Raw genomic sequence first — 12,199 nt, 5'->3', positions numbered from 1 at the left:
CCTCAACGTGGCACTGTTACCACTATAGTGAAAATTGCGGACGTCGTTGAATAACTTGCCTGTACCTAGTGAGCGGCAAACAGTTCCAGCATTTGCTGTTCATCCATCACCGCGACGCCCAGGCTCTCTGCTTTTCGCAATTTTGACCCTGCTTTTTCGCCAGCAATCAGATAGTCGGTTTTGGCCGAAACGCTGCCGGCAACCTTGGCACCCAGCGCTTGCAATCTGGCTTTGGCATCATCCCGTCCCATGCTGCTCAGCGTACCGGTCAACACCACGGTTTTGCCACTCAACGGCAGGTCATCGCCAACGACAGCAACAACGTCCGGCCATTCAACGCCTTCGGCAAGCAGCGCGTCAATCACTTCTAGGTTGTGGGGCTCGGCAAAGAAATTGGCGATATGCGCGGCCACGACTTCACCAACATCAGGCACTTCCTGAAGGGCTTCAATGTCGGCCTGTTGCAACGCCGCCAACGTACCAAAGTGTTCGGCCAGATTTGCCGCCGTAGCTTCACCGACTTCCCGGATCCCCAACGCATATAAAAAGCGTGCAAACGTGGTTTGTTTGGCTTTATCCAACGCCGCGAGCAGATTACTGGCAGACTTTTCTCCCATGCGCTCCATACTTGCCAGGCGGGCCAGGTCAAGGCGGAAAAAGTCAGCGGGGCTTTTCACCCATCCCATGTCAACCAGCTGTTCGACCAGTTTGTCACCAAGACCGTCAATGTCGAGGGCTTTACGACTGGCAAAGTGCTTCATTGCCTGCTTGCGCTGTGCTGCGCAATACAGACCGCCGGTACAGCGAGCGACTGCTTCATCCTCGAGTTTTTCAACCAACGAATCGCAGATGGGACAGCGACTGGGGAACACCACATCACAGGCATCATCCGGGCGCCTCTCGATCATCACCGACACCACCTGCGGGATCACGTCCCCGGCCCGTCGAATGATCACGGTGTCGCCGATTTTCACCCCGAGCCGATTGATTTCATCCTGATTGTGCAGCGTCGCATTGGACACCGTTACGCCACCCACAAAAACCGGTTCAAGCCGTGCAACCGGGGTAATAGCGCCGGTTCGACCGACCTGGAACTCAACATCGAGCAACCTTGTCATTTCCTCCTGGGCGGGAAATTTTTGCGCGATGGCCCAGCGCGGAGCCCGTGACACAAACCCCAACGTCTCTTGCAAAGCAATCTCATCCACCTTAAACACCACGCCATCGATATCGTAAGGCAGCGAGGGACGCATTTGACCGACCTTTTCATAATACGCCAGGCAACCCTCGACCCCCTCGGCGACGGTGGACTCCGGTGAAACCGGCAGTCCCCAGTGCTTCAGTTGCTGCAAACGTCCGCTGTGGGTATCAGCCAAAGGCGCACTGTTCCCCTCAACCAGGCCCATCGAGTACGCATAAAACTGCAACGGTCTTTTGGCGGTAATACGGGAGTCCAATTGCCGCAGGCTACCCGCTGCAGCGTTACGCGGATTGGCAAAGGTCTTCAGCCCTTTCTCCGCCTGGCGCGCATTGAGGGCGTCAAACCCTTGTCTTGGCATAAACACTTCGCCACGCACTTCTATCCGTTGTGGAATGGATTCGCCACGCAGGCGCAGGGGAATATTGGCAATGGTTTTCACATTGGCGGTGATGTCTTCTCCGACACGACCATCACCACGGGTTGCTCCCCGCACCAGCAGACCCTGCTCATACAACAGGCTCACCGCCAGCCCATCGAGCTTAGGCTCACAGCTGAAGGTCAATTTCGTCTGATCAGACAATCGATCATGGATACGCTTTTCAAACGCACGCATTTCCTGTTCATCAAACGCATTGTCCAATGACAACATCGGCACTTCGTGGGCCACTTCCTGAAACGCCGACAACGGCGCTGCCCCAACCTTTTGGGTGGGAGAATCATCGCGCTTGAGCGCAGGATGCTTTGCCTCGAGATCCTGCAACTGGCGAAGCAGGCGGTCGTATTCCGCATCGGGAACGCTGGGATCGTCCAGCACATAGTAGCGGTAATTGTGTTCGTTGATGGCAGCAATCAGTGCGTCCATCTTGTGTAAAACGGATGACGAATCAGACATGGGTAGTACCTGGCGAAAAAATGCCCGCCAATTTGATTGGCGGGCCGAAAAGACGGGTCGCGGTCACGGGGTTGCCGCTATCGGGCAATCCGGCGCAAGCGCTCAAACTCGCGGATTTTTTCAACATACTGTTGCAGGCTCTGTTTGGTCAGCACGCTGCGCCGCCCATCAAGCACCTGAGCGGAAAACTCATCGGCAATTTTACGTGCCGCGTTGTGCATCATATTGAAAACCTGGTGCGGATCCCCTTCTATGGGCAAGATCATGAACAACGAGATCCCCTGCGTTGAGAAGGTTTCCAGATTGTCGATGTCAAACACACCGGGTTTAAACATATTGGCCAATGAGAACAACACCGGTCCCTTGCCATTGCTATTGACGTGGCGATGAAAAATATTCTGATCACCGAACTTAAACCCCAGGGTCAATAGCATCGGCAGTAACGCTGCACCTTGAATGGGTTGATCATCAGGTGCTTTCACATTGAGCACCAGGACCTCCTGTTCTACTTCAGCCTGCGCTTCAACGTGTTGGGTTTCTTCGACGCGCTGTTGTGGTGCTTGCGGCTCATCGAAATCGATACGCATCTGATCTTCACGAATACGGGGCTCTTTGCGTTTGCGCTCCGACTCGGTTTTCTTGCGCCGCATCAGGTTTTTGGCCTGGCTGGCCAGACTGCTTTTGGGTTCATCGTCAACCACAGCGTCTGCCTGTGTATGCGTCGCGCTTTCACCGGTCTTGGGCGTCGTTTGTTGCGGCTCGCTTGCAGTGCTGACGACGTCGCCATCGACCTGTTTTTTCAGCAAGAACGGCGGCGGTTCAGGAATGTCATCAACGGGCGGTTTAGCCCGTAATGCCTGCTCCTGAACATACTCGGGTTTCGGTTGCGTTACTACCGATGCATACAGGGGAGGCTTGTCCTCTGGTGGCGCTACGGCAGCAGGAGCCTCCTGAGGCTCGGGCGCTTGTGGTTCAGCACTAGCAAAAGAGGCAGGTGTTTCGGTGGGTTGTGATGAGGTTGACGAAACGTCTTCGTCAGTTGTGTCTACATCAACCACATCATCGCTGGCGACGCCATTGCGTCCGACCACCCTGACCGGACCAAGGCCGAGATCGTCATAGTCGGAGGCCGTAAGCCTGTCGTCGTCAAATGACGGTTCCCGCCGCTGCGCAGAGATACCGTCATCATCGACACCGTAGTCGTCTTCAATTTCATCTGACCAATCGGTGGATTCCAGTCGCTGCTGAGGCGCCTTGTCGTCATTCTGTTTTTTGCGGATTGTCCACATGCCATGCACGAGGATCCCGGTGATTGCCAGGCCGCCGCACAGCAGCAACATGAGCCGTAATACATCTTCCATCGAAATCTTGTGACCTTTATTCTTATCGGTATATTCAGCGCACCATCAATGCATCAGGCCTCGGCAAACGCCATGGCCTCATCCACATCAACGGCAACCATCCGTGACACGCCAGGTTCAGCCATCGTCACGCCGGTTAAATGGGTTGCCATCTCCATCGCAATTTTATTGTGCGTTATGTAGATAAACTGCACAGACTTGGACATTTCACTGACCAGCTTACAAAAACGCCCGACATTGGCATCATCCAACGGGGCATCCACTTCATCCAGCAAGCAAAAAGGTGCCGGGTTGAGGCGAAAAATTGCGAACACCAATGATAAAGCGGTTAGCGCTTTTTCTCCACCGGAAAGAAGGTGGATAGTGCTATTTTTCTTGCCCGGTGGCCGGGCCATAATGGTAACACCGGTTTCGAGCAGATCATCATCGGTCAGTTCCAGGTACGCAGAACCGCCACCGAACACCTTGGGAAACAGCATTTTTAAGTCTTCGTTGACCTTGTCATAGGTGTTTTTGAAGCGGCTGCGGGTTTCCCTGTCAATCTTACGAATGGCCGTTTCAAGGGTATCCAACGCCGCGCACAGGTCTTCATTCTGCGCATCCAGGTGCTGCTTGCGCTCCGACTGTACGTCATACTCTTCGACGGCAGCCAGATTCACCGCCCCTAACCGGCTGATGGCAGCAGTGGTTTTCTCCAACGCCTGTTGCCATTGGTCTTCATCGGCTTGTTCCGGCAGTTGTTCCAGTAGCGGTTTCAGGGATACCTGTAATTCATCCAGTTGCTCCAGCACCGCATTCGCTCTGACCCGATAGCCTTCAGATTCAAGACGGGTAGATTCCATCGCTTCACGCATTTGCTGGATGCGTTGATTAATCCCTTGCTGGCCCTGCTCCACATCGCGTAATTGCTGTTCAACGTCGGCCAACTGATCATTGACCTGACGCAGTTCCTGTTCGACCGTTTCGCGACTGGCCAATAACTCGGCCAGGGTTTCTGCTTGCTCTTCGACAGGCATCAGCAGCTGTTGTTGTTCTTCCAGCAACGCTTCCCGACGGCTTGCAACATCCTGTTGCTGTAACCGGGTTTTATTCAACGCCGCTTCGAGCCCCTGCAGTTGACTACGAGCAGTTTGCACCGTCAGGGTATGCTGGTGATAGCGACTTTGCAGTTGTTCCAGTTGCTGACGTTGCAACTGCACATCACGCTCATGCTGCTCACGCCGCTGCTCGATACTTTCCTGTTGTTCAGACAGCTCAGACAACCGTTGTTCAAACCCTTCCAGCTCTTCGGCTAACTGCTCACTCTGGGCCGCTTCCTCGGCCAGTTGCAATTCATGGCGTTGGATATCCTGCACAATCCGGGCCTGACGTTGTTCGCTCTGCTGATGCTGCATGACCAGCAGATTGTGCTGATTCTGTACTTGGGTCAGCGCCTGTTCTGCTTGATGGGTATCATCCAATTGGGCAGACAGCGCCTTATCTGTCGATTCCAGGTGCTGCTGGGCGATGTGCTCCGCCTGATCAGTCTGCGCCAGTTCAGCCTCAACTATGCTGCGCTGTTCTTTCAATCGGGCAATGCTGGCGGCCCGAGCCAGTACACTTTGTTCGTTGTCGGTCGCCGGCGTAAACAGCCAATCCCGCCCCATCCAGGTGCCGCCGGGGGTCACAACGGATTGGCCCTGTTGCAGTTGTGCCTGGCAGGCCAACGCCTGCGCATTGTCGTCACTGCAAAGAATGTGAATGAAGTGTTCCGGCACCGCAGGTGTGTTGATTTTCGCGGCCAGAGTGCCTGGCGGTTTATCGCTGACAAAACGGGACTGCAGAAACACCTGAACACTGCCCTGCTCGGTCATCTCGCCGAGTCGTGACGTATCGCCACTGATAACCAGTGCATGCTGCCAGTGATGGCAAACGCTGGCCACTGCGTCTTCCCAGCCGGGTTCAATGTCGAGCACTTCCCACAATGGCTTGAAAGATTGCTCCCGCTCGTTCAACCACTGCCGCAATCCCTGGGTCGGATCATCTGCCTGTTGCATGGCTTCGAGGGCGGCAATTTGTGCAGCGATTTCATTGACCTTACGTTGCTGCGCTAAATGGGACTGCTGGCGCTGTGCCAGACCGGCTTTTGCATCCTGATGGGTCTGCTTGGCTTCCTGCAACGCCTGTTTACTGCGCAGGGCCGTATCGCTGGCCAGGCTGACTTGCTCGGCAAGGCTGGCAATTTGTTCGGCCAGTTGATCATGCTCCAGTTCATCCAATTCCTGTCGCAGTTCGGACAAACGTTGCTGGGTTCGTAACTGCATGTCCATGGTGGCCTGGATCTGGCTATGCCGGCTCTGTACATCCCGCTTGGTCTGGTGGAAATGTTGTTCCTGTTCTCGCCAACGCCGTTGCTCTTCCCGGGCTGACGCTTCGCTGTCTTCCAGCGCCTCCTGAGCCTGCAAACGTTGGGCTTGCAACGCCTCCGCGGCAGGCTCGGCATCAGCCAGTGTTGCCTGTAGCTGAGCGATCTGCTGTGTCTCTTCGGCGTAACTTTCCTGCAATTGCTGGGTCTGGTTGTCCAGCTCACTGAGGCTCTGATCAATCTGCTGCTGGCGTTGACGGGCATGCAACTGATGTTGTTCCAGACGGGTGATATCATTGCCCAGGACAAAGTAGCGTTGCTGTACATCAGACGCCCGTTGTTTTAAATCTGCGTGTTGTTCGCGAAGGGCCGTCATGCCTCGCTCATCCCCGCGCTGCTGGGCAATGAAGGCTTCCAGTTCTGTTTCCTGGCTGGCCAACTGCTTGTCGAGCGCGGTGATATGTTCACTATGCTTCAGCCAGCGCAACGCCGCCAACTCGGCTTTGTATTGGCGCTCTGACTTTTTCAATTCGGTGTAACGCTTGGCGGCCGTTGCCTGTCGTTGCAATTTGTCCAGTTGTGCGCCCAGTTCACTGCGCACGTCATCAAGCCGTTCAAGGTTCTCTTTGGTGTGACGAATACGGTTTTCTGTCTCGCGGCGGCGCTCTTTGTATTTGGAGATACCGGCGGCTTCTTCAATAAATACCCGCAATTCCTGTGGCTTGGATTCGATCAGGCGAGAAATCATACCCTGCTCGATGATCGCATAGCTGCGCGGCCCCAGCCCGGTGCCGAGAAACAGATCGGTGACATCGCGGCGACGACATTTGCTGGCATTGAGGAAGTAATTGGACTGGCCATCCCTTGTTACCAGCCGTTTGACAGACAACTCATTGTAATTGGCATATTCGCCCTGCAAACGGCCGCTGCTGTTGTCGAAAACCAACTCCACGCTGCACTGGGACACCGGCTTACGCGCTGAAGAGCCGTTGAAAATAACGTCCGTCATGGCATCGCCACGCAAGTTTTTCGCCGAGCTTTCACCCAATACCCAACGCACGGCATCAATGACATTGGATTTGCCACAACCGTTCGGACCGACAATCGCGGTCATATCATCAGGAAAAGGTATGCTGGTCGGATCCACAAAGGATTTGAACCCTGCCAGCTTGATTCGCTTGAGGCGCATGGGTGATCGTGTTGTCCCTGTTGTTATGATAATTGAGACGTGTGCGCTTGTCCCTAACCATCGAATGTACCAAAAGTCATCAGGTGTAACAATTGACGTTTTGAGTTGCCTTGGCCGGACATGCTATGATGACCCAAATATTATTTGTTTTCTCCATAAAATCAATATATTAGAAAGGTTGTCATGATGAGTCAGTCAAACGGTGTCGATTATTTCTTTGCCGGCTTCCAATTGATCAGAACCAAAGGCATCAAGCGCTTTGTGTTTATCCCGCTGGCGGTCAACCTGCTGTTATTCGCTACCGCACTGTATTCTCTGGTGGGTTATGTTGACGAAGGCATTGCCTGGGTTATCAACCTGATCCCAGACTGGCTGGGCTGGGTCAAAGACGGTCTGGTGTATTTGTTGTGGCCACTTGCACTGATCAGTATCTTGCTGGTCTTTGCTCTGCTGTTCGGCACCCTGGCCAACTGGATTGCAGCACCGTTCAATGGCCTGCTGGCGGAAAAAGTCGAACGACACCTTACTGGCCAATCTATGCAGGACGGCGGCATGATGGATGTGGTCAAGGATATTCCACGCACCCTGGGTCGGGAGATGACCAAGTTTGGCTACTACGTGCCAAGGGCCATTGGTTTCTTGCTGTTGTTCTTTCTGTTGCCGGTGGTAGGCCAGGTATTGTGGTTTCTGTTCACCGCCTGGATGATGGCAATACAGTATTGCGACTATCCTTTCGATAATCACAAAGTGCCGTTTTCTAGCATGCGCCAGACCCTGAACCAGCACAAAGGTCACGCATTCAGTTTTGGTATCATGGTCAGCGTATTCTCAATGATCCCGCTGGTTAACTTTCTAGTGATGCCGGTTGCTATTTGTGGCGCAACCAAGATGTGGGTCGACGAATTACGTCACCACTGATATGGCAGCGGACTGTCGTCAGCCATTGCGAGCGGCTAAAAAATCGCGAAAGTCAGGGGCTGACAAGGCCTCGGAATACAGGAACCCCTGCATCAGATAACATTCGTTATCACGCAGAAACTGTTCCTGTTGTTCGGTCTCAACCCCTTCGGCTACCGCATCAATGCCAAGGGTTTGCGCCAGTTGAATGATCGCTTTGACGATAATACGATCCTGCGGATTGTGCGCCAGATTGCGCACAAAGGACCGATCAATTTTCAGCGTATCCACCGGCAACTGCTGCAAATAGCGTAACGACGAATAGCCGGTGCCAAAATCATCCAAGGTGATGCCAAACCCTGCCATGTTGATTTTCTTCAGTTGTTCGAGAAAGGCATCGCCGTCTTTTTGCAACGCACTTTCCGTGACTTCAATACGCAGCGCATCATTGCCCAGCGCCACATCGGCTAACATCCGGCTCAGTTGTTCAAAGGTGTTTGGCTGATGAAATTGCTGGCTGGTCATGTTGATGGACAGCGGCACCCTTCCTTGCAGGTAGGATTGCCAACCGGCGATTTCGCCCAGCGCCTTGTCCAACACCTGCAGCAAAATATCGTGCATCAAGCCGGCTTTTTTGGCCACCGGGATAAACTCTATTGGCGTTCTGATCCCATGCTCAGGGCAGCGCCAGCGTGCCAGGCATTCGATCCCGACGATTCGCCCGCTGCGCTGGTCAATTTGCGGTTGAAAAAACGGCTCAAAAGCCGACGATGCAAGGCCTTCACGAATACTGTGCTCCACCCGTCGACTGTCTTCCAATTCCTGATTCAACGCGTCACTGAAATAAAAGTAATCGGCACCACCCTGCTTTTTGGCCCGGTACATAGCTTGGTCAGCCTGGTGCAGCAATGCTTCAGCAGACACACCATTTTCCGGGTAGATACTGATGCCGATACTGCACCCGACCTGCAGATGATGCGCCCCTTCGGTGACAGGTTTACTGATCTGACGAATGATTTTGTCCGCCACATTGGCAATGGTTTGCAGATCGCGGATATTGTTCATGATGACAACAAACTCATCACCACCCAGACGCGCCACAATGTCGCTTTTACGCAGGGTATGTTCCAACCGTTCCGCCAGCGTTGATAACAACAGATCGCCGGCATCATGGCCAAACGTATCATTGACCCATTTAAACCGATCCAGGTCGAGAAACATCAATGCAAAACGGCTTTTATTGCGTTGACACTGACTGATTTGGTGCTTGAGTAACTGATTGAACAAAGCCCGGTTGGGTAAGCGGGTCAGCTCATCATGGTAGGCTTTTTCCTGCAATGCCGCTTGCTGGATGTCTTGCTGGCGGGGCGAGATAAAACGCAGCAGATACCCCTGATGTTCCTGACTGTCGAATACCACATCGATATGCACAAACCGGCTCTCAGTGGCACTGTCGGCACCGACAGATACCTCGCCGCTCCAATGGTTCACCCCCTGAGCCACCGTGTCCAATTGGGCAATTGACGGTGTAATGCCTGCGCCCAGCACGGTGGTGATATCTGCGCCAAGCAGCGAATCGGTGGTGACATTGAACGTTGATAAGTACAGCGGGCTGGCAAAGCGCACCCGATACTCCTTATCAATAAGGAGCAAAGCTTCATTCAGACAGCGATAAGCCTGAATGTATGGCGCGTCATCAAAACTGGCGTTCATAGGTTCCGACGTTTGTTATTATCGTTATCGCATGCGTTGTTGTCGGCACGGTAACTGGCTAAACAACAACCACTTTTGCCAGTGTACCCTTATCCCAATGAAATACCAACATCATCGCCCGGCAGGCGCCACTTGCTCAGACGGCGCCTGCTCGACAGCCGGTAAAGACCAGCTCGGTTGACGCACATAATTGGCTTCCTGTTGCCACCAGAAGTTAACCAACGCCGGTGTGCTGCTGGCGCGCGCCAGATTCTGATAAGCGGTTTGCAGGAAGTGCCGTTGCGACAGTCGCTGAGCCCACAATTCAAGGTATACCTGGGGTATGTGGGCGGTGTCATGAAACTCCATGAACGTCATTTTGGCACTGGGTTTGTAGGCCTGGGCCGGGTGATTATTACAGGTTCGGGCTTTGAACCAGCCCTCGGGAACATCGACCGTATCATCGCCGCTCTCTTGATCGACGGGCTGAAATACCCGTACATTGGGTGCCAATGACGCTTTGCAGTGAACTTGTGCCAACGCATTCCCCAACGGGTATTCATCCACAAACCCGGCAAAATGGGCCAGCTCATGCACAAAAACATCATAGCTGTCAGACAGATCGAGGTACATCACGCCGTCCTGGACATTGGCTTTGCCCTGTGTGGCCATTACCATTACGTGGCTGAACGGATGGTCATCCAGCGAAGCGCTGAAGCGCTCCGCCAGAGGCCCTAAACGACAGCCCAATCGCCCTGCGCCCTGCCATCGGTTGGTGCAGGGTAAGTCCTTGTGCTCAACCCACAATGGCGCATTAAAACACATGGGTAAAGCGCTCAGGCGTGCATCCTGTTCAACGGTTTGTAGCAGCGTCAGTAATCGTCGCATGCCCTGCAGACTGGCGGTGACCGGCTGGACACGCAATGTACAATTGGCCAATGAAGCACCGTATACGCGCGTGTCCTGTGGACGTTGCCAGTAAGTACGGATCACGTTGAGTCGTTCGACGGCCTGCTGATTTCCCAAGGCGGTCGCTTTTTCAAAGGCATCAATGGCTGCCGCGCTATCGCCCCGTTGCCACAATTGATCACCCAACAGCAGTGCGCTGTTTCCGTGCAGTGGCGCCACCCGTTGCAGCCATGCAAAGGCAGCCTCGTCATCGCCCTGCAACTGTAACCATTGATACAATGCCACCTGTGCAGGAATAAAATTCTGTTGTGCAGCCTGCTCCAGCCAATGCACTTTGCGTACACCGTAGTCCGTGATCAATGCCAGTTCATATTGGCTTTCGGCATCCCCGGCCATGGCTCCCTTGCGTAACCAGCGGCGCGCTTCATTGAGGTTTTTCTGCTGCATGGCAAGGTGATAATAAGCACTGTGCTGACCCAAAGCGCCCATGCGCTTAAGCCAGTGTGCTTGATTGCGTTGTTGGGCATATTCCAACAACGCTGCCTGGGCGCCTTCATCCCCCTGCTTGGCCAATGGGTACCACATTGAGGCAACAAACGGATCGCTGAAATGGCGTTGCACAACGGCGCGATCGTGGCTGACATCGGCGTTGCAAACGATCACTGGCAACAAAACCAAGGCGCCGCGGAAGACGCGCATGAGGTGTTTCATATTACTGCGTTTCTGTGTCTTTGTTGCGACTGAGAAGGTCGAGTTCAAGGCGTGCATAGCGGTGTTCGACGTATTCGAACACATTGGTACTCAGGGCCAGCTTAAAGTAATTCGACGCCTTGCCTTTATTGCCACGCGATGCATGGTATTTGCCCAGATAGAAATACGCTTCACACAAGCGGTCGGTCAGTTGCCGTTGGTTACGTACACCCACGATAAGCGCGCTGAGCACCTCTCTTTCGCTGGCCTGGCCCAAATACAGGTCGACCAGCAATGTAGCCCAGTTGTCATCACTCAGCGCCTGACGAACTACGCGCAGGTTCTGCTGCGCCCGTGACAAATCGACTTCACGTTCTGCAATAAACGTCCACAGGGCTCTGTACGGGTCCTGCTTGTCCTGGGCATAGAAACGGTCAAAATCTTGTGCAGCCAAATCGGGACGACCGCCGTAATACAACGCGATACCGCGATTGAGAAAGGCGTAGTCGTAGTCGGGATTAATGTCTAGGGTCGAATCAAACGCTTCGTAGGCCTGAATGAATTCCATTTGCTGGGTATAGTGGATCCCCAGAGAATTGTGCGCTTCAGCCAGATCAGGCTTCAACGAAATAGCCCGTTTAAAATCGTATTCCGCCAGTCCGGGCAACCCGACACTGTCGTACAGCATACCGCGCTGGAAAAACAGTTCAGCCCGCTCGTTGTCTTCCAACGGCGCCTGCATCAATATCTGGTTATAACGTGCTATCGCCAGCTGTGCACGGGGACTGGCAGGTGCAGGCACCGCAAGCAATAAATTCCCCATCTGCTGGGTGCCACCCGAGGGCGAAAAACTGGCGCAACCGGTCAGACCTGAAGCGATAATAAGAAATACGGAAAAAACGATATGGCGCATAGAAGAAAAGGGATCCTTGGTCAGGTTCAATACTGGCATTGGCCCAGTCGTACTGTTGCAGACACCTGGCAACTGTTGAGGGCGCAAGGGTCGCGTATTTGTTCGATAAAG

7 protein-coding genes are annotated in these 12,199 nt (G+C 53.8%); 1 reads left to right on the top strand and 6 read right to left on the bottom strand.

The window, feature by feature from the left end; all coding sequences use genetic code 11:
* Positions 1 to 65: 65 nt before the first annotated feature.
* The 3 genes from ligA to smc all read right to left on the bottom strand — a co-directional run bounded on the left by ligA (position 66) and on the right by smc (position 6,987).
* Positions 66 to 2,093: an NAD-dependent DNA ligase LigA gene (gene ligA / locus LJ739_RS03685; protein ID WP_229157244.1), complete on the bottom strand. Its 2,028-nt coding sequence runs from the start codon at positions 2,091 to 2,093 to the stop codon at positions 66 to 68.
* A gap of 77 nt (positions 2,094 to 2,170) precedes the next feature.
* A complete protein-coding gene (gene zipA, locus LJ739_RS03680) occupies positions 2,171 to 3,454 on the bottom strand; it encodes a cell division protein ZipA (RefSeq protein WP_229157243.1) in 1,284 nt (427 codons plus the stop codon).
* Between the two features lie 53 nt (positions 3,455 to 3,507).
* On the bottom strand, positions 3,508 to 6,987 hold the full coding sequence (gene smc, locus LJ739_RS03675; RefSeq protein ID WP_229157242.1) for a chromosome segregation protein SMC: 3,480 nt from the start codon (positions 6,985 to 6,987) through the stop codon (positions 3,508 to 3,510).
* A gap of 186 nt (positions 6,988 to 7,173) precedes the next feature.
* On the opposite strand from smc, the gene cysZ reads away from it, so the two are divergent.
* Entirely contained in the window at positions 7,174 to 7,905 is a 732-nt protein-coding gene (gene cysZ, locus LJ739_RS03670) for a sulfate transporter CysZ (protein WP_229157241.1), read from the top strand.
* An 18-nt stretch (positions 7,906 to 7,923) separates the two neighbouring features.
* Here cysZ and LJ739_RS03665 read toward each other — a convergent pair whose 3' ends face one another.
* The 3 genes from LJ739_RS03665 to nlpI form a co-directional block, all read right to left on the bottom strand.
* Positions 7,924 to 9,597, bottom strand: coding sequence for a sensor domain-containing protein (locus tag LJ739_RS03665; protein WP_229157240.1), 1,674 nt, complete (start codon positions 9,595 to 9,597; stop codon positions 7,924 to 7,926).
* A gap of 111 nt (positions 9,598 to 9,708) precedes the next feature.
* Positions 9,709 to 11,184, bottom strand: coding sequence for a tetratricopeptide repeat protein (locus LJ739_RS03660; protein WP_229157239.1), 1,476 nt, complete (start codon positions 11,182 to 11,184; stop codon positions 9,709 to 9,711).
* 13 nt (positions 11,185 to 11,197) lie between these two features.
* The gene (gene nlpI / locus LJ739_RS03655) at positions 11,198 to 12,088 is read right to left on the bottom strand and encodes a lipoprotein NlpI (RefSeq protein WP_229157238.1); all 891 of its coding nucleotides are present in this window, start codon (positions 12,086 to 12,088) and stop codon (positions 11,198 to 11,200) included.
* Positions 12,089 to 12,199: the final 111 nt, after the last annotated feature.

Source organism: Fluctibacter halophilus (assembly GCF_020687825.1).
In the GTDB taxonomy this organism is placed as follows: domain Bacteria; phylum Pseudomonadota; class Gammaproteobacteria; order Enterobacterales; family Alteromonadaceae; genus Fluctibacter; species Fluctibacter halophilus.
The sequence above is the reverse complement of the archived record's forward strand: the minus strand, read 5'-3'. Positions and strand labels throughout refer to the sequence as shown.